25 protein-coding genes are annotated in these 24,294 nt (G+C 62.0%); 10 read left to right on the top strand and 15 right to left on the bottom strand.

The features are described 5' to 3' along the window. Positions 1 to 4: 4 nt before the first annotated feature. The 4 genes from ilvC to OSC37_RS12835 all read right to left on the bottom strand — a co-directional run bounded on the left by ilvC (position 5) and on the right by OSC37_RS12835 (position 4,940). Positions 5 to 1,009: a ketol-acid reductoisomerase gene (gene ilvC / locus OSC37_RS12850; RefSeq protein WP_267161838.1), complete on the bottom strand. Its 1,005-nt coding sequence runs from the start codon at positions 1,007 to 1,009 to the stop codon at positions 5 to 7. Beyond that, positions 1,002 to 1,658, bottom strand: a complete 657-nt coding sequence (gene ilvN / locus OSC37_RS12845) for an acetolactate synthase small subunit (protein ID WP_267161837.1) — start codon at positions 1,656 to 1,658, stop codon at positions 1,002 to 1,004. The genes ilvC and ilvN overlap by 8 nt, the downstream gene beginning before the upstream one ends. Next, positions 1,655 to 3,448, bottom strand: a complete 1,794-nt coding sequence (gene ilvB / locus OSC37_RS12840) for a biosynthetic-type acetolactate synthase large subunit (RefSeq protein WP_267161836.1) — start codon at positions 3,446 to 3,448, stop codon at positions 1,655 to 1,657. The genes ilvN and ilvB overlap by 4 nt, the downstream gene beginning before the upstream one ends. Before the next feature lie 292 nt (positions 3,449 to 3,740). Further along, positions 3,741 to 4,940, bottom strand: coding sequence for a LeuA family protein (locus OSC37_RS12835; RefSeq protein WP_267164191.1), 1,200 nt, complete (start codon positions 4,938 to 4,940; stop codon positions 3,741 to 3,743). 128 nt (positions 4,941 to 5,068) lie between these two features. On the opposite strand from OSC37_RS12835, the gene ilvD reads away from it, so the two are divergent. Continuing rightward, the gene (gene ilvD / locus OSC37_RS12830; protein WP_267161835.1) at positions 5,069 to 6,808 is read left to right on the top strand and encodes a dihydroxy-acid dehydratase; all 1,740 of its coding nucleotides are present in this window, start codon (positions 5,069 to 5,071) and stop codon (positions 6,806 to 6,808) included. Here ilvD and OSC37_RS12825 read toward each other — a convergent pair whose 3' ends face one another. Continuing rightward, positions 6,809 to 8,098: an O-acetylhomoserine aminocarboxypropyltransferase/cysteine synthase family protein gene (locus OSC37_RS12825; protein ID WP_267161834.1), complete on the bottom strand. Its 1,290-nt coding sequence runs from the start codon at positions 8,096 to 8,098 to the stop codon at positions 6,809 to 6,811. It abuts the gene before it with no gap. Positions 8,099 to 8,293: 195 nt separating this feature from the next. Between OSC37_RS12825 and OSC37_RS12820 the strand changes: the two genes are divergently transcribed. Further along, a complete protein-coding gene (locus OSC37_RS12820) occupies positions 8,294 to 8,950 on the top strand; it encodes a hypothetical protein (protein WP_267161833.1) in 657 nt (218 codons plus the stop codon). A gap of 119 nt (positions 8,951 to 9,069) precedes the next feature. On the opposite strand, the gene OSC37_RS12815 is transcribed toward OSC37_RS12820, so the two are convergent. Together OSC37_RS12815 and metX are read right to left on the bottom strand one after the other, a co-directional pair. After that, a complete protein-coding gene (locus OSC37_RS12815) occupies positions 9,070 to 9,318 on the bottom strand; it encodes a hypothetical protein (protein WP_267161832.1) in 249 nt (82 codons plus the stop codon). A 62-nt stretch (positions 9,319 to 9,380) separates the two neighbouring features. Then, a complete protein-coding gene (gene metX, locus OSC37_RS12810) occupies positions 9,381 to 10,586 on the bottom strand; it encodes a homoserine O-acetyltransferase MetX (RefSeq protein WP_267161831.1) in 1,206 nt (401 codons plus the stop codon). A gap of 111 nt (positions 10,587 to 10,697) precedes the next feature. Here metX and OSC37_RS12805 point away from each other — a divergent pair, with 111 nt between their 5' ends. Beyond that, positions 10,698 to 12,227 (top strand): DUF790 family protein, encoded by a 1,530-nt coding sequence (locus OSC37_RS12805; protein ID WP_267161830.1) that lies wholly within the window; start codon positions 10,698 to 10,700, stop codon positions 12,225 to 12,227. A 48-nt stretch (positions 12,228 to 12,275) separates the two neighbouring features. Here OSC37_RS12805 and OSC37_RS12800 read toward each other — a convergent pair whose 3' ends face one another. Next, positions 12,276 to 13,571, bottom strand: a complete 1,296-nt coding sequence (locus OSC37_RS12800; RefSeq protein WP_267161829.1) for an RNA-guided endonuclease InsQ/TnpB family protein — start codon at positions 13,569 to 13,571, stop codon at positions 12,276 to 12,278. Between the two features lie 50 nt (positions 13,572 to 13,621). Between OSC37_RS12800 and OSC37_RS12795 the strand changes: the two genes are divergently transcribed. Beyond that, positions 13,622 to 13,765 carry a hypothetical protein gene (locus OSC37_RS12795; RefSeq protein ID WP_267161828.1) on the top strand — a complete coding sequence of 48 codons (144 nt, stop codon included), beginning with the start codon at positions 13,622 to 13,624 and terminating at the stop codon, positions 13,763 to 13,765. 71 nt (positions 13,766 to 13,836) lie between these two features. Here OSC37_RS12795 and OSC37_RS12790 read toward each other — a convergent pair whose 3' ends face one another. Further along, entirely contained in the window at positions 13,837 to 14,340 is a 504-nt protein-coding gene (locus OSC37_RS12790) for a DUF7122 family protein (protein WP_267161827.1), read from the bottom strand. Continuing rightward, the gene (locus tag OSC37_RS12785; RefSeq protein ID WP_267161826.1) at positions 14,337 to 15,248 is read right to left on the bottom strand and encodes an RsmB/NOP family class I SAM-dependent RNA methyltransferase; all 912 of its coding nucleotides are present in this window, start codon (positions 15,246 to 15,248) and stop codon (positions 14,337 to 14,339) included. The genes OSC37_RS12790 and OSC37_RS12785 overlap by 4 nt, the downstream gene beginning before the upstream one ends. Before the next feature lie 92 nt (positions 15,249 to 15,340). Between OSC37_RS12785 and OSC37_RS12780 the strand changes: the two genes are divergently transcribed. Beyond that, positions 15,341 to 16,699, top strand: coding sequence for a M20/M25/M40 family metallo-hydrolase (locus tag OSC37_RS12780; protein WP_267161825.1), 1,359 nt, complete (start codon positions 15,341 to 15,343; stop codon positions 16,697 to 16,699). Positions 16,700 to 16,914: 215 nt separating this feature from the next. Then, complete coding sequence (locus OSC37_RS12775) at positions 16,915 to 17,151, top strand: UPF0058 family protein (protein WP_267161824.1); 237 nt, start codon at positions 16,915 to 16,917, stop codon at positions 17,149 to 17,151. 97 nt (positions 17,152 to 17,248) lie between these two features. Here the strand turns inward: OSC37_RS12775 and OSC37_RS12770 are convergent, their stop codons facing one another. Further along, positions 17,249 to 17,746 (bottom strand): DUF555 domain-containing protein, encoded by a 498-nt coding sequence (locus OSC37_RS12770; RefSeq protein ID WP_267161823.1) that lies wholly within the window; start codon positions 17,744 to 17,746, stop codon positions 17,249 to 17,251. A 112-nt stretch (positions 17,747 to 17,858) separates the two neighbouring features. On the opposite strand from OSC37_RS12770, the gene OSC37_RS12765 reads away from it, so the two are divergent. Next, positions 17,859 to 18,770 (top strand): DNA-3-methyladenine glycosylase family protein, encoded by a 912-nt coding sequence (locus OSC37_RS12765; RefSeq protein WP_267161822.1) that lies wholly within the window; start codon positions 17,859 to 17,861, stop codon positions 18,768 to 18,770. 36 nt (positions 18,771 to 18,806) lie between these two features. Next, positions 18,807 to 19,085 (top strand): acylphosphatase, encoded by a 279-nt coding sequence (locus OSC37_RS12760; protein ID WP_267161821.1) that lies wholly within the window; start codon positions 18,807 to 18,809, stop codon positions 19,083 to 19,085. A gap of 14 nt (positions 19,086 to 19,099) precedes the next feature. Here the strand turns inward: OSC37_RS12760 and OSC37_RS12755 are convergent, their stop codons facing one another. Further along, positions 19,100 to 19,321: a hypothetical protein gene (locus OSC37_RS12755; protein WP_267161820.1), complete on the bottom strand. Its 222-nt coding sequence runs from the start codon at positions 19,319 to 19,321 to the stop codon at positions 19,100 to 19,102. A 106-nt stretch (positions 19,322 to 19,427) separates the two neighbouring features. Between OSC37_RS12755 and OSC37_RS12750 the strand changes: the two genes are divergently transcribed. Beyond that, positions 19,428 to 20,060: a DUF5806 family protein gene (locus OSC37_RS12750; RefSeq protein WP_267161819.1), complete on the top strand. Its 633-nt coding sequence runs from the start codon at positions 19,428 to 19,430 to the stop codon at positions 20,058 to 20,060. Between the two features lie 19 nt (positions 20,061 to 20,079). Here the strand turns inward: OSC37_RS12750 and OSC37_RS12745 are convergent, their stop codons facing one another. Next, the gene (locus OSC37_RS12745) at positions 20,080 to 20,406 is read right to left on the bottom strand and encodes a NifU family protein (protein ID WP_267161818.1); all 327 of its coding nucleotides are present in this window, start codon (positions 20,404 to 20,406) and stop codon (positions 20,080 to 20,082) included. A 290-nt stretch (positions 20,407 to 20,696) separates the two neighbouring features. Here OSC37_RS12745 and OSC37_RS12740 point away from each other — a divergent pair, with 290 nt between their 5' ends. After that, on the top strand, positions 20,697 to 21,101 hold the full coding sequence (locus OSC37_RS12740; protein WP_267164190.1) for a metal-dependent transcriptional regulator: 405 nt from the start codon (positions 20,697 to 20,699) through the stop codon (positions 21,099 to 21,101). A 28-nt stretch (positions 21,102 to 21,129) separates the two neighbouring features. Here OSC37_RS12740 and OSC37_RS12735 read toward each other — a convergent pair whose 3' ends face one another. Both OSC37_RS12735 and OSC37_RS12730 read right to left on the bottom strand, forming a co-directional pair. Beyond that, positions 21,130 to 21,651 carry a type II toxin-antitoxin system RelE family toxin gene (locus OSC37_RS12735; RefSeq protein ID WP_267161817.1) on the bottom strand — a complete coding sequence of 174 codons (522 nt, stop codon included), beginning with the start codon at positions 21,649 to 21,651 and terminating at the stop codon, positions 21,130 to 21,132. Between the two features lie 107 nt (positions 21,652 to 21,758). Further along, positions 21,759 to 24,080, bottom strand: coding sequence for a methyl-accepting chemotaxis protein (locus OSC37_RS12730; protein WP_267161816.1), 2,322 nt, complete (start codon positions 24,078 to 24,080; stop codon positions 21,759 to 21,761). Positions 24,081 to 24,294 lie beyond the last annotated feature (214 nt).

The following is a 24,294-nucleotide window of genomic DNA, read 5'->3' as shown; positions in this document are numbered from 1 at the left end:
TTGGTCAGTCGTCAGCCGGTGCCGGCTCTGCCTGTTCGCTCCAGGCGAACAACTCGCGCAGGCGGTCGCCGACCTCCTCTATCTCGTGGTTCTGTTCGGCACGTCTGTGCTGTCTGTAGGCCGGTCTGCTGGCCTGGTTCTCGGCGATCCACTCGCGGGCGAACTCGCCGGACTGGACGCCGTCGAGAATCGCCTCCATCGCCTCTCTGTCAACAACGTCCTCGCCCCGGGTCAGGCCGCCGTACTCTGCGGTGTCCGAGACTGAGTTCCACATCTCGGTGTGGCCTCCCTCGTACAGCAGGTCGACGATGAGCTTCAGCTCGTTCAGGCACTCAAAGTAGGCCATCTCCGAAGAGTAGCCGGCGTCGACGAGCGTCTCGTACCCTGCCTTGATGAGGTCGGTGACGCCGCCACAGAGCACCGCCTGCTCCCCGAAGAGGTCCGTCTCTGTCTCCTCGCGGAAGGTCGTCTCGATGACGCCGGCACGGGTACAGCCGATTGCGCCTGCGTATGCGAGTGCTTCGGAACTCGCCTCGCCGGTCGCGTCTTGATAGACCGCGAACAGACCGGGCGTGCCTTCGCCGCGCTCGTAGGTCCGCCGGACCAGATGGCCAGGGCCCTTCGGCGCGACCATCGTCACGTCGACATCCTCGGGTGGCTCAATCTGGCCGTAGTGGATGTTGAACCCGTGAGCGAACTGGAGCGTGTCGCCGGGGTCGAGTTCGGAGGCAATCGTCTCGTAGACCGACGGCTGTACCGTGTCGGGGATTAGCATGACAACGATGTCGGCCTCGGCGGCTGCCTCGCTGGGCGTTGCTACGCGGAGCCCATCGTCCTGTGCGTGTTCGCGGGACCGCGAGCCGGGTCGCAGGCCGACGACCACGTCGATGCCGCTGTCGTCGAGATTCTGTGCGTGGGCGTGGCCCTGGCTGCCGTAGCCGAGTACTGCAACCGTCTTGTTCGAAAGCTGTGCGCGCTCTGTGTCGCTGTCGGTGTATATTTCAGTCATCTGCGATTGTCTCCGTTTTGACCTGGGCTTCTGTTGGCGCCTGGTTCGGTTCCGTGACCTGTGCTGTGGGTTCCTCGCCACGCGCCAGGGCGGCGTAGCCGGTGCGGGTGAGCTCCCGGATGCCGAACTGGCGGTAGGCGTCGATTGCTGCGTCGATACGCTGTTCGTCGCCCGTGATTTCGACCGTGATCGAGCGTGGTCCGGCGTCAAGCGTCTGGCCGTCGTACATCTCGGTGATTGCGTTGACCTGATCGGGGCTGTCGCCGTCGACTTTGACGATGACCAGCTCACGCTGGACAGCGTCTTCGAGTTCGCGCACCGAGATGACCGGAATCCGCTTTTCGAGCTGTTTTTTGACCTGGTCGATGTTCGGGCGACTCTCCTCGACGACGATGGTCATCCTGGCGAGTCGGTCGTCGATCGTCTCTCCGACAGTCAGGGACTCGATGTTGTACTGGCGGCGGCTGAACAATCCTGACACCTCGGCGAGGACGCCAGGTTCGTGTTTGACCAGCGCCGACAGCACGGCCCGCTGGGTCGTGTCTGTCTGCCGGTCGGCATTCTCGACGGCGATGCCCTGGTCGGTTCGCTCGCCGTCTGGTGTCTGGCGGGTCTCCGGTGGCTCGCCGGGCAACTCACCGCGGCTCATTGGAGCCCCTCCAGCTGTGTCTCGTTCAGCGCAAACCGGGCGTTGTCGCCCCCGCTTGGAACCATCGGGTAGACGTTCTCGTCGGGGTCGATGTGGGCGTCGACGACTGCCGGGCCGTCGTACTCGCTGGCCGCTGTGAGCGTCGCCTCGGCATCGTCGGCATCATCGAGCGAGAACCCACGAGCGCCGAAGGCCTCGGCGAGCGTGTCGAACTCGGGGACCCAGCCGTACTTCGAGGCCATGTGTCGGCCCTCGAAGAAGCCGTCCTGCCACTGTCGGACCATCCCGATCGCCTCGTTGTTCAGGACGACGACGGTGATATCGAGGTTCTCGCGAACCGCCACCGACAGTGACTGGATCGTCATCAACAGAGAGCCGTCGCCCTCGAAACAGACGACCTCTTTGTCTGGGGCGGCGACTTTTGCACCGATGGCAGCCGGCAGGCCGTACCCCATTGTCCCCAGGCCGTGACTCGACACCCAGGTCCGGGGTTCGGTGTACTCCCAGAACAGGCAGGCCCACATCTGGTGTTGGCCCACGCCTGTCGTAACGATTGTATCCTCCGGCGTCACCGCGTCGGCCGTCTCGACGACGTACTCGGGCTTGAGTGGGTCCTCGTCCGGCATCTCGTAATCGAGCCGATACGTTTCGACCCACGCCTGGCAGGTCTCGTGCCACGCCGTCGGGTCGGGGCCATCCTCGACCGCGTCGTCGAACTGGTCGAGCACCTGCGTCGCGTCGCCCACTAGCGGGTAGTCCGCGAAGATGTTTTTGCTCATCTCGGCGGGGTCGATGTCGACGTGTGCGACCTCAGCATCTGGCGCGAACGTCTCGACGCCGCCGGTCAGCCGGTCGTCGAACCGCGTGCCGACGCCCAGCAGGAAATCACAGTTTGCCAGCGCGAGGTTCGCGTACCCGGTGCCGTGCATGCCGGCCATCTCCATCGACAGCGGATCGTCTTCGGGGAACGACCCCAGTCCGGGCATCGTCGTAACAACTGGGACCTCGTACTCGCGGGCGAAACTCCTGAGTCGGTCACAGGCCTCGCCTTTGATAACGCCGCCGCCAGCGAGAATTACCGGCCGCTGTGCGTCTTCGAACGCCTCCGCGGCGGCTTCGACGACAACCTCGTCTGCCTCGGCTGGCGGACTGTAGGTGTCCGGTGTCTCCGGGCTGTCTGGTTCGCTCGCTGTCTCGCCGAGCGAGACATCCTTGGGAAGGTCGACGAGCGTCGGCCCCTGGCGGCCGTCGTTTGCCAGCGCCCACGCCGTCCCCACGGCGTCGCCGACTGTATCTGGGTCCTGGGCGAAGCTGTTGTGTTTCGTGATCGGCTGTGTGACGCCGGTTGTATCCGTCTCCTGGAAGGCGTCGCTGCCGACGAAATCCGTCGGGACCTGACCTGTCAGTGCGAGCACTGGGTCCGAGTCCATGCTCGCGTCCGCGATCCCGGTGACGAGGTTCGTCGCGCCCGGCCCCGAGGTGGCGAGGCAGACACCCGGCTCGCCGGTGACAATGCCGTAGGCGTCGGCGGCGTGAGCCGCTCCCTGCTCGTGGGCCATCGTGATGTGGTCCAGGTCATCGTGGTCGTACAGCGCGTCGTAGACGGGCATTATCGCCCCGCCCTGGACGCCAAAGAGGTGTTCAACGCCGGCGGCTTCCAGTGCCTTCGCCACTGCGTCCGCGCCTGTTTCGACGCCGTTGGAATCGGGAGCCTCCGCAGATTCGTCTCCCTCCGAGGCGTCGTGCTGTGCTGTCTGTGTCGGTGGTTGCTGCTGTGCTGTCCTGTCCATGGATGTCCGTTGGCTGCTAGTCGGTGGCGATGCAGTCGGGGTCGGAAAGGAGAGTGTAGTGTAGGGGCTCAGGCCCCTACAATAATGCCGAGGAATGCGATGCCGCTGGCGACGACAAATGACTGGGTGCCAGCGTGCTGTTCCATTACTACAACTCTCGTTTCGCCGTCGTATATATTTCTTTCGGGGTGCCTTTCCCGACTGGCTGCGCCGCTGGTCGTGGCGGGCATCCGTGGTCGGGTCAGACAGCCACTGTTGGCGGCTGTCGCTAGCACTCGGCCGGGACATCTGCTCAGGCCTGGACCTCCTCGTGCCGGGCGACACCGGCTTCGCGGGCGAACTCGGTCAGGTCGGTAGCGGTGACGTGACCGGCGGTAACGCCGCTCTCTTTGACTCGTTGTGTCACCGTCTGGACCTCCTCATCTGTGGGGTCGAAGCCGACCTCTTCGAGTCGCTTGCGTACCGAGTGGGTCCCAGTGTGTTTCCCGAGGACAAACTCCCGGTCCGCGCCGACCATCTCGGGGGTCATCACGCCGGGCTCGAACGTCTCGCTGTTCTCGATGACGCCCGCGGCGTGGATGCCGCTCTCGTGAGCGAAGGCGTTGTCACCGACAACAGGCTTGTTGCCCGGCACCGGTACCGCCGACCGCTGTTCGACGGTCTGGGACAGCGCAGCAATCTGCGTGGTGTCGATACCAGTGTCGATGTCGTACAGCGATTCGAGGCCCATGACGACCTCCTCGTAGGCCGCGTTGCCGGCCCGCTCGCCAATGCCGTTGACCGAGACCTGGGCCTGGTTCGCACCGCCACGAACGCCCGCGAGGGCATTCGGCGTTGCCATTCCAAAGTCGTCGTGGGTGTGTACATCCACTCGGGCGTCGCCGCTGTGTTCGACAACCTCGGCCACGAGCTCCTGGAACCGCTCAGGAGTGCCAACGCCACAGGTGTCCGGGACGTTTATCCAGTCCGCGCCGGCCCCGGCGGCCGCCTCAACCACCTCGAACAGGAACGCCTCGTCAGTTCGGGTGGCGTCCATCGGCGAGAACATACACTCGGCACCGGCCTCGACGACTCGCCGTACTGCGTCGACAGCACGTTGTTTCGCTTCTGTTCTTGTTGCGTGCATCGAATCCTCAAGCTGGACGTCGCTGGTCGACACGAACACGTGGACCATGTCGACGCCGCTGTCGAGGGCCGCTTCGATGTCAGCTTCCACGACGCGCGCAAGCCCACAGACCGTACTCGAACTTGCCGCGGCGATGTCACGGACCGCCTCGAACTCGTCGTCGCTGTTGACCGGGAACCCTGCCTCGATGACGTGAGTCCCCATCTCGTCAAGTTGCGCCGCTATCTCGCGTTTGTCGTCGTACGAGAACGAAGCCCGTGGCGTCTGCTCGCCGTCGCGCAGCGTGGTGTCAAAAATTCGTACGTTCTGGTCGGGGGAACTAGTTGTCCCCTGGAAGAACTCGATCCGCCGGGGTGCCCGACGTATCCTCGTTGTAAGCCATGTTCATCTGTACGGGTGAGGGGGAGGTATATAACTCTGTCCCTATAATGATATATACTAACATACGTCGAATCGCCCAACCCATTAAGTTTCCCGGGGACAACGGGAAGCCAATGAGTGAGCAACCAGCCTCCCGTAGGAAAGACTCAGAGCTACCAAGCAACGAGGTGACGGAGGGGACCGAACGCGCCCCACACCGGGCAATGTTCCGGGCAATGGGGTACGACGACGACGACCTCTCCTCACCGATGGTCGGGGTCGCTAACCCGGCCGCCGACATCACGCCGTGTAACGTCCACCTCGATGACGTCGCAGACAGTGCCTACGAGGGCGTCGACGACGCTGGCGGGATGCCAATCGAGTTTGGCACCATCACTATCTCCGATGCGATTTCAATGGGGACCGAGGGGATGCGGGCGTCGCTGATCTCCCGAGAGATAATTGCCGACTCCGTCGAATTGGTCGCCTTCGGCGAGCGTCTCGACGGTCTCGTGACGCTCGCCGGCTGTGACAAGAATCTGCCCGGCATGTTGATGGCAGCGATTCGGACGGACCTTCCCTCGGTCTTTCTCTACGGCGGCTCTATCATGCCCGGCGAACACGGGGGTCGCGAAATCACGGTCCAGAACGTCTTCGAGGGGGTCGGGGCGGTCGCACAGGGCGAGATGTCCGAGGCAGAACTCGACGAGATGGAGCGCAACGCCTGCCCCGGTGCTGGCTCCTGTGGCGGGATGTTCACCGCAAACACGATGGCTTCGGTCAGTGAGGCACTCGGCTTCGCCCCGCTGGGGAGTGCCTCGCCACCCGCCGAGAGCGAGCAACGATACGAGGTTGCCCGCCGGGCCGGAGAACTCGCCGTCGAGATCATCGAGAGTCAGCGTCGGCCCAGTGACTTCCTCTCGCGGGAGTCCTTCGAGAACGCAATCGCGCTCCAGGTCGCTGTCGGCGGCTCGACGAACGGCGTCCTCCACCTGCTCGGACTCGCCGCCGAAGCAGGTATCGAGCTCTCGATAGAGCGGTTCGACGAGATTAGCCGCCAGACGCCGAAAATTGCCGACCTCCAGCCCGGCGGCGAACACGTTATGAACGACCTCCACGAGGTCGGCGGCGTGCCGGTCGTCCTCCGTCGGCTGCTCAACGGGGACCTGATTCACGGCGACGCGATGACGGTCACGGGCCGCACGATTGCAGAAGAACTCGCCCACCTCGAAGCGGAGGGGCGGCTGCCGCCCGAGGAGACAATCGACGAAGAGTGGCTGTATACACCCGAGGAGCCAAAACAGGCAGAGGGCGCAATCAAAATCCTCTCGGGTAATCTCGCTCCCGACGGAAGCGTACTGAAAGTAACCGGCGACGACGAGGCGTTTCACCACGAGGGACCCGCTCGCGTCTTCGAGAGCGAGGAGGACGCGATGGCCTACGTCCAGGAGGGACACATTGAGTCGGGCGACGTCATCGTCATCCGCAACGAGGGACCGCAAGGCGGTCCCGGCATGCGCGAGATGCTCGGCGTGACTGCCGCCGTCGTCGGCCAGGGTCACGAGGATGATGTGGCCTTGCTCACCGACGGGCGGTTCTCGGGAGCGACTCGGGGACCGATGGTCGGCCACGTCGCCCCCGAGGCATACGTCGGCGGGCCGATTGGAGCTCTCGAAGACGGCGACACCGTGACCGTCGATATCCCGGACCGTGAGCTGTCGGTCGACCTCAGCGAAGCGGAACTCGACAGGCGGCTGGCCGAGCGCGACGACCCAGAGCCGGCCTACGAGACCGGCGTGCTGGCGAAGTACGTCCGGGATTTCGGGTCGGCTGCGAACGGAGCCGTCACCAATCCCGGCGTGACCTGGGAGTAGTCAGGCGCGCTCGATTGCCTGGTCGAGGTCGGCGATGATATCTTCGGGGTCTTCGATGCCAACCGAGAGGCGAATCATGTCGGGTTTGACGCCGGCTTCGAGCTGTTCTTCTTCGGTGAGTTGCTGGTGTGTCGTCGAGGCGGGATGGATGACGAGCGTCTTGGCGTCGCCGACGTTCGCCAGAAGCGAGGCGAGTTCGGTGTTGCCGACCGCCGCCTTCGCGCTCTCGAAGTCACCGAGTCCGAAGGTGACCATGCCGCCGTAGCCGCCGTCGAGATACTCGCTCGCCTCTTCGTGGGTCTCGTGGTCGGGCAGTCCCGGATAGGAAACCCACTCCACATCGGGATGGTCGTCGAGGTGCTCGGCGACAGCGAGGGCGTTGTTCGCGTGGCGTTCGACCCGGAGTGGGAACGATTCGAGCTTCTGGAGCGTGACCCAGGCGTCGAAGGGTGCCTGTGAGTTCCCGAGGCTGCGGGCACCGCGAGCGATTGCGGCGTAGGTGAGTGCCGCCTCGCCGAACCGCTCGGCGAAGTTCACGCCGTGATAGGCGGGGTTGTCCTGTGCGAGTTCGGGGTATTTCTCTGCGTGCTCGGCCCAGGGGAACGAGCCGCCGTCGACGACGACGCCGCCGACTGTCGAGCCGGCACCGTGAATCCACTTGGTCGTCGACTCCCAGATGATGTCCGCGCCGTGTTCGATGGGTCGACAGAGCGCCGGCGTAGCGAAGGTGTTGTCGACGAACAGCGGGACGCCGTGGTCGTGGGCGATATCGGCGACGCGCTCGATATCGGGCGTCGTCAGTGCTGGGTTGCCGAGCGTCTCGATGTGGACGTAGGCGGTATCCTCGTCGATTGCCTCCGCGTACCCCTCGTAATCGAGCGTGTCGACGAATCGGGTCGTGACGCCCCGGCGCTCGACGGTGTGGTTGAGGTAGGTGTAGGTGCCGCCGTAGAGTGACTTCGCGGAGACGATGTTGTCGCCCGCGGAGGCGAGCAGGAAGGTCACAAGGTCGAAGGCAGCCATCCCGGAGGCAGTCGGGACGGCACCGACGCCGCCCTCCAGGTCTGCCAGCCGGTCGCCGAGCTGTGCGGTCGTTGGGTTCAACAGCCGCGAGTAGATGTACCCCTCCTCTTCGAGCGCGAACAGCCGCGCGGCGTGGTCTGGGTCATCGAAGACGAAAGAGGTGCTCTGGTGAATCGGTGGTGCGCGCGCACCTGTGGCTGGATCGGGGTCGGTGCCTGCGTGGACCGAGCGTGTGTCAAACTGGTACTGGTCGTCCTGCTGTGTCATACACACCGTTTCGCGGGGTCACCACCTAAACACGGCTGCCGCGTCAGGAACTGCCGCAGTCGGAAACACCCGCGATTGCGGACGGTTAATCTGGATTAAACGGACTAAACTGTCCGCCAAACCCGGTAAATTCGGACCGATTCGGGTACAGCGAATCCCCGGGTTAAGTGGCTCTCGACACGAGCAACGGATGCGATGAACGCAACGAAACTACTCGCGGCAGTGCTTGCCGGACTGGTGCTGGTCGGCGGCGTCGCCGCCGTCGGCACCGCCGCACAGACAGGCGCACAGGTCACAGACAGTCAAGCCAACCCCGATCAGGGCAACGCACCTGACAACCCTGGCAACGGGAACGCTCCGGACGACCCGGGCAACGGTGACGCCCCTGACGACGCCGGCGACGCTGACGAGGAAGACGACGAAGAGACGAGCGAGAACGAGACTGAAGAGGACGGAAACGCCACCAGGTCGGCCAACAATGCAAGCGAGCAGGCGGCGAACGCGATCGAGGACCGTGAGGTCGGCCCGCCGGACGGACTGCCCGAACAGGTGCCCGACCACGTCTCGGAGATTCACAGCGCCATTGAGTCGTTCCTCAATGACGACATCGAGAACCTGGGCGAGACGCTCGCCGAGATACTCGGTGACGACGCAGACGACGAATCTGACGAGGAGAATGACGAGGCCGAAGAGAACGAAGCCGACGACGCAGAGGATGACGAGGCCGAGGAAGAAGAAGCCGAAGAAGAGGAGACCGAAGATGAAACAGATGAAGACGAAACTGACGGCGAGGAAGACGCCGAAGACGAGGACGAGGACGACGAAGACGAAGACGAAGACAGCGACGACTAACGCGGTCACAAACGGCAACCGGAGTGGTGCGGTAGTCCAGCGGACCCTCATTCGACCCGAGGCGAGGGCAGACAGGATTCGTCACGTGCCTCCGACACAAAACTGACCGTGACCTCGTGTCAGGTCGTGGCCTGTTTTATCTCGTACAGGAATACCCAGATTCCCATCAGTATCCCAACCGGGATGACGATACTCGCGACCTCCTTGGAGATTGGGATGTTTCCGACATCAACCAGTAGCTGGACCGTCAGCTCTGAGATTTGTTCGAAGAGTTCGATGTTCTGTCTGATGACGTCTGTAAGTACTGCCCCTAACACGACGAGTGTCATTGACGCGAAGCCGTGTACAGTCCCCTTGACCAGTGACATATCAATTCCCTTCAGGTGGACGGTTATTCAATCTTGCTCAGGTCGGGATTGTCCGAAGCCCGTCAAGGCGATTGATCGTGTCTGTCTCCCTGGCTATCACCGGCAACACACCGCCTTTCGCTCGCTGTGCCGTCGGCGAGGAACTCGGCTAAGAGGGGGCCGACCTGTTCCGTCTCAACGAGAAAGGCGTCGTGACCGTGATCCGACTCCACGACTCGGTGTCTCACAGCCGTCCCGCCCTCCCGGAAGGCCGCGGTGAGGTGCTCGGCTTGCTCGACGGTGAAATGCCAGTCGCCGGTAAAGGAGACCACCAGCGCCTCGCCGTCGAACTCCGCGAGCGCCTCGGCCGCCGAGCCACGGTCCTCAGCGAGGTCGTAGGCGTCCATCGCTCGCGTCAAGTAGAGATAGGAGTTCGCGTCGAACCGCCTGACGAAGGAGGCGGCCTGGTAGTCGAGATAGGACTCGACATCGCGATAGGCGAACCGTTCGCGGGCGGGGTCGGCCGGAAACTCGTGGCCCTCGGCGTCGCTGTCTGCCTCCTCGCGGCCGAACTTTCGGTCCATCGACTCCTTCGAGAGGTACATGATGTGACCGAGCTGGCGGGCCAGCGCGAGTCCGTCACGTGGCGGCTGGCCGTCGTAGTAGTTCCCCCCGTTCCAGTTCGCGTCTGACCGGATGGCCCGACGCGCCACCGCGTCGAGTCCCAGACACTGCGTGTCGAGTCGCGGTGCCGACGCAATCGGGGCGACCAGTTCCACGTCCTCGGGATAGCGAGCGACCCACTCCAGAGCGTTCATCCCGCCGACGCTGCCGCCGACCACGGCCCGGAGTCGGTCTACACCGAGAACATCCAGAAGCCGCCGCTGGGCACGGGTCCAGTCGCCGACGGTCACTGCCGGGAACGCAGGCCCCCAACGGCCGTGGTCGCCGGCACCGCGTCCCTCCGGAGCGGGGCTGGCCGGTCCAGATGAGCCGTAACACGACCCCGGCACGTTCGCACAGACGACGTAGTAGTCGTCGGTGTCGATTGCCTTGCCCGGCCCGACGATCTCGTGCCACCAGGCCGCGGCCTGGCCGTCCTGGCCGCTCTCTGTGTCGCCGAGTTCGGCGACGTTCTGGCTGCCGGTCAGCGCGTGACAGACGAGGACAGCGTTCTCGCCGTCGAACTCGCCGTAGGCCTCGTAGGCAATCTGCAGGTCCGGAATCGTCTCGCCACACTCGAAGGTGAACTCGCCCAGCGAGACCGTCTCGGCGGTGACCTGTGTCATCTATCACTAGCTGTGAGCGGGGCCCACATTCCGACTTCGCCACCGGCGGATATTACCAGCGTCGCGGACACGCCACAAGCGCTTTTCACGCTTGACCGTAGAGTACCGGGTGTGCTGACCAAAGACCTCCTGCGCGTCTCCCGGCGCGGTGGCGGCTACCAGCCACAGTTCGCCGGCGAGAGCCACGAGCGGCTGGCCGCCCGTGTCATCGGCTGTTACCAGGGCCACGTCGACAAGCGCCGGGAGACGCTTCGGGAGGCGCTGTCGGATATCGAACGCGAGAGCGACGACTTCAAACTCGTCCGCGGGTTCGCCAAGCTGCTCGACCGCGAGGCGACCTGGAAGGTCCGGTCGCCCCTGGAGCCAGCGACTGCACGTGAGGCCGCCTTCGTCGCCGGCGAGGCTGTCGGCGTTGTCACCGAAGGCGAGCGGGCCGAGGCACTCGACCGTGCCGCCCAGCAACTGGATGCCACGCCCGAGGCAGTCGAGTCGTCGCTGTATGCCGACCTCGAATCGCGGGAGGTGCTCGCGGCGGTCGACTCGCGGTGGTCGCCACCAGAGCTAATCGAGCAGTACAACCTCTCACTCGCCCAGACCGCGCTGTTCGACGCGACCGAGGTGCGAATCCGGTCGACAGATCCGAAAGCGGTAATTTCGGCGCTCAAACGGCTCCGACTGCTCTACGAGATACGTCGCCTGCCCGAGGGCGAGCGCCGGACCGTCGCGGACAACGACCGCGAAATCGTCGTCACTGGACCGGACGCGCTGTTCCGGAAGACCCGTCGGTACGGCACGCGATTCGCCCGCCTGCTCAGGTCTATCGCCAAGACCGCCGAGTGGCGACTGGAGGCCACGATCGACGACCGCGGCACGGAGCGCGAACTGGTTCTCACCAACGGGGACGTGACCGTGCCGGGCGTCGACCCGGTGACCGACGTCACCTACGACAGCGGCGTCGAGGCGGAGTTCGCTCGTCGCTTCGCGTCACTGGAACTCGACTGGGAGCTGGTCCGGGAGCCGGACGCAGTCGCGGCCGGTGAACACGTCGTTATCCCCGACTTCGCCTTCGACTACGCGTTCGGTGACTTCCGGGTGTACTTCGAGATTATGGGCTTTTGGACGCCCGAGTACGTCGAGAAGAAGCTGGCTCGCCTCGACGCCGTCGATGACGTCGAGATGCTCGTCGCCGTCGACGAGAGCCTCGGCGTCGGCGAGGAGATAGAGTCTCGGGACCACCGTGCGATTCCCTACTCGGGGAGCGTGCGCATCAAGGACGTGCGGAACGCGCTCCAGCGCTACGAGGACCAGTTACAGGCCGACGCGGCCGAATCACTGCCCGCAGAGATACGCCCCGACGAGGACGTCATCTCGCTCGAAGCGCTTTCTGCCGAATACGGCGCGAGCGAGAGCGCTTTCGAGGAGATTGCCTTTCCGGACCACGAGCGGGTCGGACAGACGCTTCTCAGGGAGAGAGTGCTCGACGACCTGAACGAGCGTCTCGAACCCGGGATGGACCTCGACGCGGTCGAGAAACTACTCGCCGAGTACGACCTCTCGGAGACGAGCGCAGTGCTTGGCGAACTCGGCTACCGAATCGAGTGGGAGGGGTTGAGCGGCGGAACACTCCGGACACAGTATTGACATCCTCCCACGGCTGAAGCCGTGGGATTCCTCCGGTGGGGATGTTGGCTATCCACTCACGGAGGCAAGTTTCCCGTCGCCGGTACTCCGGTTTGCGCGCTCCTCGTTGGGACTGGCCCTCTCGGGAGAGTGTGATATCTCCGACCAGATGTGGTCGTCCCACTTGAGGCGCACGGGCCGTGCCATCGACCCGACTTCTTCGCCAGCCTGTCGTTCGAGAAACTGCCGCGAGGCATCGAGGTCGGCGTGCCCTTCGTAGCCACACGGACACCGGAACAGGTCGCCGTCCCGGTCGGTAGCATCTTGTCCTCCACACTTGGGACAGGTTCGCGTGGTGTCGGCTTCTGACTGGACTTCAACAGTGATACCGTATTCCTCGGCGGCACACGCCAATCTGTCGATAAACGCCCGGAACGCCCAAAACTGGTGTGTCTTGGCGTTCACCTCGGCGCTCCAGTGCGTTGAGAGTACGTCCGTGAGGTCGCCTACGTACACCGTGGCAACGCCCTCGGCATACAGCCGTTCCAGCAGGTCCCGAACCAGTGCATTTTGGGCATGGTCACGCCGTCGCGTTCGCTTCTGATACAGCCGCCGTATCCGGTGACTGCTGTATCGTCCCTCGCGGAGTTTGGACTGTAAGCGAGCGATTTCCTCGGTCGTCTCGCGGAAGCGGTCGAATAGGTCCCGGCCTTCGTAGAGGTACTGCTGGCCGGTTGTAGTGGTACAGGCGACGAGATTGTTCGCGCCAACGTCCAGCGCGGCTTCTTCCGAAGCCAGTGGTGAATCCTGTCGAGAATTAGGTACAGTGACAGGCTGAAAGGCCCTGAACGTGTCGTCTACCCCGTCGTACTGTATCTCCAAGCGTCCCTGTTCGCCGTCCCACTTCGGAGCGCCACACACTTCGATGCGAAGGCGGTCGTGATAGCCAAGGCCGTACTCATTTTTCAGGTCTTGTCCGACTGGTATTTCGATCCGTGACCGTTGGCCGGTTTCCAGCGTGTACTGGTCGTTGCGGATGAAGGTGCGTAGCTCGCGGCCATCGTCCTCGTTGCCCCAGTAGCCCGGCGGAGAAGTGTCCTCACCGTCCTCGCGGGCAGCGAAAAACGACTGCCACGCCGATTTGTTCTTCCGAATGACCTGCTGTGCGGTGGCAGAGCCGAGAACATCGACGTACTGTTTCCGGTAGTCGGTAGTGTCCCACACGCTTTCGCCATCGAAGAATTGCTGGCGGCGCTCGTAATTCAGCTCGTTCCACAGGCTCGCAGAGGCGTCCAACAGGTCCAGCAGTAGCCGCTCATCGTCGTTTGAGAGCGGGCGTACCGCGAAGGTGTTGGTTCGCCTCACGACAATAGACACTTATACCCTTATGTCTAAATGTCTTTTGGACACAAACTATGCGGCCGAACATCAACATTTCGCACACGCTAAACGGACGGGTGAAAGACTATGCCGAACAGCAGGACATGAGTCTGGAAGAAGCCTATCAGGAGATTATCCAAGCAGGGTTGGAAGCGGTGGAACATCCCGACGAGTCCTAGCGCGTGGATTGCCACGCCGTGCTGTCGCTCACACCCACCCGTGAACGGATGTGGGCTTCCGCTCGATACGGTCAGAGCTCACGCTGACGGCCCTTCGGGACCATCGACTGCAGCTCTCCGTAGGTGTAGAGGCCGACGCCGAGAGGTTCCTGCTCGCCCGCGATTTCGCGCGTGACGATGAGATACCCCCAGTCGCCGTCCCAGTCGGGTTCCAGGTCTTCGCCGGCGAAAAAGCGGGCGGCCTGGTCGTCGGTGAGTGCGAGGCAGTTCTTCGTGGCGTGGCCCCCGAACCGCTGGACGGCTTCGAGCGTGGGCTTCCAGTGCTCCCCGCGGGTTCGCAGGGCTGTCATCCCCAAGCCCTGAATCTCGATTGGCGACTCGACCTCGCCGCGGAAGGCCCATATCTTCCCCGACCCGCGCTCCCAGAAGGAGTACGCCTCGAAGACCGACGGCCCGATGTCGAACCGCTCCTCAAACCACTCCAGCACCGCCCGACGGGTCGGCCGCCCCTCGACTGTGCGCTCGTCTTCGGTCGCGGGAAGGCGGTCGAACCGGTCGCCGACGTTTTCGCTCATTTGTCGGTCACCTCCAGTTTCGCACAGAAGAAGCCGCCGGTGTCGTTGTGGTGGGGATAGATGCGCTTCGCGCGTGTGACCGACTCGTCGAAGACCTCATCCTGCCACTCGGTCACCCCTGGCGCTGAGTCGAGCGGACAGTCGAAGTCGACGACTCGACAGGGATACTCCGCGAGCGCGTAATCGAGTATCGCTTCGTTTTCCTCGGGGGCGAACGTACACGTCGAGTAGACGACCGTGCCGCCGGGACGAGTCACCTCGATAGCCCGGCCGAGAATCGCCCGCTGGACGCCGGCGATCCCCGTCACGTGTTCGAGCGTCCACTCGTCTAACGTGTCGGGGTTTTTGCGAATCGTTCCCTCACACGAGCAGGGAACGTCGACGAGGGCACGGTCGTAGGGTTCGTTGTCGAAGGGTTTGAGCGAGTGGTTCCGGGCGTCCTCGCGCGTGACCGCGGCGTTTGTCACGCCCAGCCGTTCCGTGTTCGAACGCAGCGCCGAGATACGGCCGAGGTTGTTGTCCGTCGCCACCACCAGCCCGGTGTCGTCCATCAGCGCGGCGAGCTGGGTGGTCTTGCTTCCCGGGGCCGCACAGGCGTCCCAGACCCGTTCGCCGGGCTGTGGGTCGAGGACGCGCGCCGGAAGTGCCGACACCTCCTCCTGGCCGTGGAGCCAGCCGTAGACGTACGGCCAGTTCACTCCCGGCTGGTCGTCGGGAAGCCGGAACAGGCCGGGGTGCCACGCCGTCTGCTCGTGGTCGATACCAGCTTCCTCGAGGGCCCGGCGCGTGCGCTCGACCGTCGTCTTGATAGTGTTCGCTCGGACGACAGACGGTAGCGGGCGGTCACACGTCGCCCGGAACGCCTCGACGTCGTCGACGAGCGGTTCGTACCGCTCCAGTACGTTCATTGGTTGCCGTTTGCCTGTCCGGCGTTTGTCGGTTTCGAAACGACATGTACCCGCGGGAATCTTTTATTGTCGGCCGCCCGCGATAGAGAGGCATGGCCGACGCCGAGACCACACACGACGCGCCCGTATCGACCGACGTACACGACGCGCCCGTCGAGTTACTTCGGGATCTAATCCGCTTTGAGACAGTCAATCCGCCGGGGGACGAGAAAGCCTGCATTGACTGGATTGGGGAGCTGCTCGACGCATACGGTGTCGAGTACGACACCTACGCCAAGGACCCGAGCCGGCCAAATCTGTTCAGTACTATCTCTGGCGGCGATGGGCCACCGCTCCTACTCTATGGACACGTCGATGTCGTTCCCGTCACCGGCCAGGAGTGGACACACGACCCCTTCGAGGCAGTCGTCGAGGACGGTCACGTGTGGGGGCGCGGGACGCTCGACATGAAATCCGGGGTGGCGATGTTCCTCGCCACCTTCCTCCGGCTCGCAGCCGAGGACGAACAGCCGCCAGGCGACGTGCATCTGCTCGTCGTCTCCGACGAGGAGGGCGGCGGCGACGACGGCCTTGGTTATCTCGTCGACGAACACCCCGAGCTGTTTGCCGATATCGACCACGCAATCGGCGAGTTCGGCGGCTACGACATGGAGATAGCCGGGGTCGAGACCTACCCGATTCAGGTCAACGAGAAGCAGGTCTGCTGGCTGGAGGCAACGTTCCGGGGAAACAGTGGTCACGCGTCGTTCCCCCACGAGGGGACGGCGATGGGCAAGATGGCGTCGTTCGTCGAGACCGTCGACAGTGAGCGCCTGCCGGTCCACATCACGCCCGCCGCCGAACAGATGTTCGAGGCGCTGGCCGACGCCGTTCCTCCCGAACAGGCCGAGCAGTTTGAAGCTCTGCTCGACCCCGAGCAGACCGACGACGTACTGGATGCGATGGAGACAGAGACGAAGATGTTCGACGCGTTGCTCCACAACACCGCCAACCCGACCATCGTCGACGGCGGCGACAAGGAGAACGTGGTTCCCGAAGAGGTCACCGTCTTCCTCGACTGTCGGCTCGTTCCCGGCCAGGAACCCGAAGACGTGATGGCAGAGCTCCGGGAGCTGACGGGCCAGGAGCCCGAGTTCGAGGTCGTGCGATTCGATTCCGGCCCGCCCTCGGCAGATCTAGACACCTTCGAGGAACTGGGTGCGATTCTCGAAGCAGAGACCGGTGGCACCCCGATTCCGCTGTTGATGGCGGGCGCGACCGACGGCCGCCACCTCGCGCAGGTCGACGTCCAGAGCTACGGCTTCATCCCGATGCAACTCGGCGATCTCCCTTTCCTCGAACTCGTCCACAGCGGCGACGAGCGGGTCCCCGTCGACGCTGTCGAGTGGGGAACCGAACGCGTCTACGAGGCCGTCCAGAGCTACGGAAAGGAGAACGGTCCGCAAAATTGATAACCTGTATGCATCAAACCCCCTGCCAAATACTCCAGAATAATCATAGTGTAATAATATAATCACTTACAACGAGGCGAGGAACTTTCGAAACAGTCTCCAACAGGGTTGGGTACATCGGCCAGAGGGGGGCTAACGGGGCCAATCTCGCCAGAAGTGTGTTAACGGTACTCGGGGTACCATTATAACCCTCCAGTCTATATGGTAAGACGACCATGAAAAAGCAGGAGCTCATTCACCTTCACGGTCTCCTTGCCCAGGTACAGAATCACTACGAAGAAAAAACAGGAGACTCTGTTGACCACGACGAATACATTTCTCTTGGCGTCCAACCAACCTCGATTCACAAGTCGAAAACAGAACACAAAGAGGCTGTCTTTGCTATCGCACGAGACATCACCTCTGAGATGACCGCCGAAGAGACCGAGCCGGTTTCTGCTGCCGCCGACTAATTTCTGCCACCTCGAGTGGCGCGTCAACAACAGTTGTCGATAGCCCTGCGGCTGTCGGGTCGAGGGCGACAGCCCAACACAGACAAAATAGGGAACGTTACTCGTCGATGAGTTCCTCGAACTCGGGGAGGACCTCGTCGTCAGGGCTCTCTGTCGGTGTCTCGTCTCCGACTGGTTCTTGGGCCGACTCGTTCTCGGCAGCGTCCTCGGCCGCATTCTGTTCGTCCGTTCCTCCGTCGTCCGCCTCCTCCTCGTCATCTTCCTCGGTGACCTCGATTTCGAGCACATCGAGCGGGATGTTTTCGAGGCGCTGGCCGATTTCCTTGCGGGCGATACGGGCGGCGTGTTCCTCTCGTTCGACGTTGAAGACGGTTATCTCCAGTTCCAAGGCGACAAGGGCCTCGTCGGCCGCGATGAACGCAGGGGGCAGCTCCTCGCCGGAGGGTGACGTTCGCTCGCCCATGTTTATCTCGACGTAGTTGAGGTCGGGGTTCAGCATCTCGCCTGTCTTCGAGATGGCAATACGAACCGCTTCGTCGGAAGTTTCCACGTCGTAGACAGGAACAGCCGCTTCGACGACAACTCTGCAGTTCATATCTACATTTTGACCGCCAACAAATATGAAGGTTAGCCCGAATGTTCGCTCGCTTTCACGAACCGTGTCAAACTCGAAACGGACAAGACGGTTCCAGCCTGCTGTATGGATAATGGAGCAGGGTGTTATCGACCTGTCAGCGTTGGGGAGTGGGTTCGATCTCCAGTCGACGCTCGAAAGCGGGCAGTCGTATCTCTGGTGGCGCGAAGACGGCGAAGACTTCGACGACACCACACAGTACGGTGGCGAGGCCTGGTATCTGACGACCGCCCGGGTCGACGGCGACCCCGCGGTCATCCGAGTCCGCCAACACGAGGGTCGTCTCGAATGGGAAGCGACTGTCGACGCCAAACCGATTCTGTTTCGTCGACTCCGCCTCGACGACGACCTCGGTTCGATTCGTGCCACCGCACCCGACGACGAGGTAATCGAGCAGGCCTACGACACGTACTGGGGGATGCGGCTGGTAAACGACCCACCTTTCGGGTCGCTCATCTCGTTTATCTGCTCGGCCCAGATGCGTGTCTCGCGCATCCACGGGATGCAACAGTCTCTCCGAGAGGCCTTTGGCACGCCCGTCGAGTTCGACGGCTCGACCTACCACGCCTATCCGACGCCGGAACAACTGGCCGAGGCCACGGAGACACAGTTACGTGATCTCTCGCTTGGCTACCGTGCGCCGTACGTCCAGCGCTCGGCCGAGTTGGTCACCGAAGGAACGCCTATCGACGTTCGTGACCTGCCCTACGAGGAGGCCCGCGAGGCACTCACCGAGTTCGTCGGCGTCGGCGACAAGGTCGCGGACTGTATTCTGCTCTTTTCTCTCGGTTATAATGAGGCGGTCCCGCTGGATACGTGGATTCGCCAGACAATCGAGGAGTACTACCCTGACTGCGAACGCGGGAACTACACGGAGACCTCGCGTGCGATTCGCGAGCGCCTCGGCGGAGAGCACGCGGGCTACACCCAGACGTACCTCTTCCATTTCCTCCGAAACGGTGGCGGCGACGACCTCGGCGAGTGAGATACTGTTTTGAGGGGCGCACTCGAACGCCGACGCATGAGCGAACGAACACGGGCACACGTCTACGTCTCCGGCAAGGTACAGGGCGTCTACTTCCGTGCGACGACCCGCGACACGGCCCGCGAACACGGCGTCGACGGCTGGGTTCGCAACCTCGACGACGGCCGCGTCGAGGCGGTCTTCGAGGGGACCGAGAAAGATGTCGAGACGATGGTCGAGTTCTGTCACGAGGGGAGTTCGGCAGCCAGCGTCGACGACGTGGAGGTGAGCTACGAGCCCCCACAGGAAGAAGACGGCTTCGAGGTCCGGTGGTAGGCGGTGTTCCCGACTTAACAGCAGCCCTCTCCGTCGGGCGACCACTCACAGGCGTCACCCACCGCGAGGTCGTTCTCCTCGATGTACACTGAAAGACACGCGTAGTTACAGAAGTGGACGGGCGACCCACAGTCGTCGGTGCAGTCCCGAACACAGACCGGTTCGTGGTCGAAAATCGGAGACTGACAGTACGCACACGATTCGTCGGGATCCGGCCTCGTAATCGAAGTGGCCATAGTTGTCATAGCATGGAAGATACACAAAGTGTTTCGCCGAGACAGCTCGCAGACGACACTGGCAGGTGCCGACACGCTTTTTCTGTCAGCGCTCACAGGGTCGAGCATGGCAGATGAGCCAGCGTCGTCGGAGAAGTCGACGGCCGACGAGGAGACACCACCGCCAGAGGATTCGAGGGTGGGCGAGGAACGCGAGGTAACCCTCCCAGAAGATGTACAAAAATACGAGAAATTCCAGAAAATCGACGACAGCACCTACGACCGCGCGAACGAGTTCCTGCGCGAGCGGACCTACATTACGGCCAGAGAGTGGGCTATCGCCCGCCTCTGTGCTGACTTCCGAACCGAGACGGGCGTGGAGATGACCAAAATCGGCGAAAATCTTCCCCATCTCGTCCCCTTCATGACCGACACCTATTCGCCACAGGCGGTCAACCAGGCCCGCAGTTCCTTCGAGGAGAAGGTCCGCACCGCCGGGGCGACTTTCCTCTATGGCGCGATGTCGGATTTCTTCACCGCCGAGGAGCTCGACGACGTGATGTACGAGGCCACCGAGGTCGCGAAGTTCCTCTTGGAGATCGAAGGTGTCGACCTCACTGTCGAAGAAGAGCTGGAGGCCGAAGACCGCATCTCCGAGGTCATGCGCGACGTCCGTGAGCACAGCGTCGAGTTACGCCACGACGAGGTGTGCTGTCCGGAATGTGGCCACGAGTTCGACGCCAGCGAGACCTCGGAGTAACCGTCGACGAACGAATTTCTCAGAGCGGCGGACTGTAATCTTCGTACTCGGTCATCGACTCCATCTCGTCAGTCTTCGAGGGCATCACCGCCGCGTCGGGCTGCGTCGACCGAACCACTTCCACCGTGTCGATGCCGTCGATGCTCTCTGGAAGCCGGCTCTCGATTGCGTTCATCGTCATCGGCGCGATGCCACAGCCAGAACAGGTGCCACCGATGGCGACGGTTGCGTGTCCGCGCTCGGGGTCGACATCTCGCACCTCGAAGGAGCCACCGTGTTGCTGAATCTGTGGGACGTTGTTTGTGAGGTAGTTCTGGGTCTGCTGTTTGAGGCTTTGGGCGCTCATTACACATACTTCTACACCCATAAGTGTAATAAAAGTGAGGTTTTTTCGCATCGCCTAAAACACGTGAGATGCAAGAAATCGCGCTATTTGTCGACTCGGTTTGAGAAACGTATCTGTATCATATATTTTTCGCACTGCCTAAACGATCCTGCGGTGACACGGTTCTGTCTGTCGGCCACCCGAGATAGCACCACAAGGTATTTTATCTTTTAGGTATACCTAAAAACAAGAGGTTGTCCGATGGACCGACGAAGACGACGTTGGGGACAGAACTGCCGACGGAGGAAACGATGACCAGCAAGCTAGAGTACCTGCTCGCCGTCTACATCGAGGAGAGTCGAGGCCCTCGTCCGGTATCTTTCGATAGACTCGCCGAGATGCTCGATCGCTCGCCGGCGACGGTGACCGAGACCTGTCAACGCCTCGATGAAGAGAATCTGCTCAGCTACGAGCCCTACCAAGGAGTGACACTCACGGGAAAAGGCGAGGAGGTTGCCGAGTCGTATCACGACCGGTACGTCATCCTCTCGTGGTTTTTTCGAAGTATCCTCGACCTGGAGGATTACGAGCGGGAAGCAATGGAGATGGCCGGCGCTGTCAGCCCCGAGGTCGCCAACCGACTCGCAGCCACACTCCCGTACACCGACAACTCACAGACGCCAGCTCCGGAGTCATCCGACACCCTGACGGAGTGAGTCCGCCGACGGAGTACTATAGCCCGCCTCACTCGCCCCGCATCCGGATTCGGAGGACGTACAACACCTGCTCGTCAGCGTCGACACGACAGCCCAGGCGGAAGGGCCCGATGAGTAGCTTGTCGTGTGGGGCTTCAGCGAGCGACTCCAGGTCCTCTGTTGGGTTGCGCCACTCGCCGCTGACGAGGTCGTTGAGCGTCGTCACGATACGCTCTTTCGCGTAGTCGTCACGCCGGTCGAGGTCGGCCGCCGCCGTCTCGGTGAGCAGCCAATCCCAGGCGTTGTTGTCGGCTGGCTCCTCGACGCCAATATCCTCAGCAATTTCCGTACTGGTCGACAGGCGTCCGGCCTGAATGTCGACCTCGCTGGTCAGCATCGCCCGCAGGTCGCCGCGGTCGAACGCTGGATGTCTGACGGCGTCGGCTGCCGCCTGCTCGAAAAAGGCGCTGAGGCTAGCGTATCCAAGATCCTCGTAGCGCGTTTCGATATCTGCCAGCAGTTCCGTATCAAGCTCGACCGAAACCGTCTCAGAGTCAGCTGATTCCGTCATACATCTGTCGTCTCGCGGCAGGTCGATAAGTATTACCCCGCGAAAGATAGACATTTGCCGCTTCGTGATACGTAGCCACGACGAGCTGTCGACAGCGTTCGCTGTCGTCAGTCGTCGCCGTATGCCGCTTCTTGCTGTGTCGAACGCTCACCAACGTCGAAGCTCTCAAGCTGTAGTTGGAGGTTCTCAGCCTGTTCGGCGAGTGATTGGACGTTTGCGGTGACTTCTGTCATCGAGGACGCCTGTTCCTCAGCGTTTGCCGACACAGTCTCAGACTCAGCGGCCGTTGACTGACTGATTTCTGCGACTTCGTCGGCCATCGCAACAACTTCTTCGGAGCTTGCGGCCTGGTCGTCCATCGCCTCACTGATTTCTTGGACGCCATCGTTTGTCGTCTCGATGTTTGAAACAACGTTGCTGAAGGCTTCGACTGTCTCCGCGACCGTGTCGCTGGTCTCACGGACCTGCTGTTCTGCGGTCTGTATCTCTTCGACTGTGATGTTCGTCTGGTCTTGGACTTGCGCGACTAGTTGTGCAACGTCTTCGGCAGACTCCTGTGTTTCGCCGGCGAGTTGCTTGACCTCGTCTGCGACGACGGCGAACCCGTCGCCGCTGCCAGAGCCGTCACCCGCCCGAGCGGCCTCGATATTGGCATTCAGTGCGAGCATGTTCGTCTGCTCGGCAATGTCGGCGATCAGGTCGACAATCTCGTCGATTTCGGCCATCAGGTCGTCAAGTGCTTCGACGTTCTCGACTGTGTCGGCCATCGTTTGTTGAACCTCGTCCATCTGTCCGATGGCCTCCTGTGCGGTATGCTCGCCGCTCGTTGCCAGCTCTTCGGCCTCCTGTGACGTGGTAGCGACAGTCTGTGCCGTCGACGCAACTTCCTCGATAGTGGCTGATAGGTTATTCATCTCGCTCGATATCTGTTCGAGCTGTTCACGCTGATCGTCGGTGCCGCTCGCTATCTCCTGAACGCTTTCGCTTATATCTTCGCTTGCGCGCTTGGCTTCCTGTGCGCTTGCGCTTGCCTCCTCGCTTGCGGCCGCGACTTCGTGGGAGAAACCCTGTATATCCCGCATTGTCGTTTCGATGTCGGCCAACATCCGGTTGAGGCCTGTTGCAATCTCGGTCATTGCCTCGTTATCGATATCCGTATCCAGCCGCGCAGTGAGGTCACCGTCGGCGGCGCGCTCAACGACAGCCCCGAACTCACTAGCCTGGGTTTCGAGAGTCTCGACCAGTTGCTCTGCCTTTTCACGAGAACGTTCTGCCTCGTCGCGAGCGTCTTCGACATCGGTGATGAACTGCTGGATGTCAGCCTGCATGTCCTCAAGTGACTCGCCGAGACGACCAGGAACATCCTCGTCGAGTACCTCAGCGTCGAACCGCTGTTCGGCAAGTGCATCAGCCTGGTCGGCGACCGTGCCGAGGTAGGCAGTGATATCTCGGAACCCTGCCCTGGCTTGCCCGAGCTCGTCGATGTGCCCCTCATCGGCCACGGAATTATCTATCTCACCGTTTGCCACGGCAGTTGCCTGGTCAGATAGCTCCTTGAGCGACCGAACTGGGCCTCGGCCAATCATCACGCCCAGGGCCAACAACCCCAGCAGGGCGGCTCCGACCAGAATGAGTATATCGGTCTGAACTTGCTGTTTGGCGTTCAGTGCGGTCGATTTTGGGACCCGTTTGATTGTGACCCAGTTGGATTCTCCACCAACCGGGGCGAACGCAACAAGGTCGCCGTCAGTCATCAGTGTTCCCTGCTCGTTCGCCTCGATTGCAGAGATGATATCTGCCGCTCCCCCGCGGTCGTAGCCTGTGAGTAGTGCTTCTTCGTCCTCATCAAACAGCAGGTCTCCGGTCGTGGAACCGATAACAGAAGTCGTCGTCCCCTCGATAGAGCTTCGGAACTGTTCGGAGCGCTCTGCGGTTTCGAGAACCATCACGACAGCGTGGTCACTCTCTGGCACCGGCGAAAGCATCGCTATTGACGTACTTCCCGATGCAGAGGTGTATACCCAGGACTGAATGACCGTCTGAGCGTCGCCGAGTGCGAGTTCACTGAACGGCTGTTCCTGTGGCCACACGATATCCGTCTCGGTGATCTGGTTGCCTTCCCGCTCAGTCTGTGTACTTGCGGTAATCTCCCCCGTTTCGTAGTTGAGATAGTGGAGTGCGACTACCTCGGGTGGCTGTGCTTCGAGCTCCTCATTCAGCGTTGTTCTAGCCTCGCCTGCTTCCTCAGAGACCAAGCCCCTGTGGTCAGACAACGACTTGACAGACTGGCGTTGGGTATCAATCCACTGTCGGAGACTGTCGCTTTCGAGTTGTGTACTGCCCAGCAGCGACTGTTCTTGTTGTTCCGTTATTTCCGCGGATGCCTCCGCCTGTGTGAAGAACCCGATACCAGCAACAACAACCAGCACGAGCAACGCAGACAGCGCAAACTTGCGAATATAGCTTTTCCGTATGACGTCTGGGAGTTTATTTTCCAATGACATACTTGGGTTATCAAAGACCACTCGGAGCGACAGACGATGGACTGGCCCCGGCAGCCCCGTTTAGCGATACAGAGAATATTGAACTTAAAGTTGCCTGTGACATTATCAGTAAAAACAATGGAAGGATAATTTTTCAAAG

The sequence above is a fragment of the Halovenus salina genome, assembly GCF_026410925.1.
Taxonomy (GTDB): domain Archaea; phylum Halobacteriota; class Halobacteria; order Halobacteriales; family Haloarculaceae; genus Halovenus; species Halovenus salina.
The sequence above is the reverse complement of the archived record's forward strand: the minus strand, read 5'-3'. Positions and strand labels throughout refer to the sequence as shown.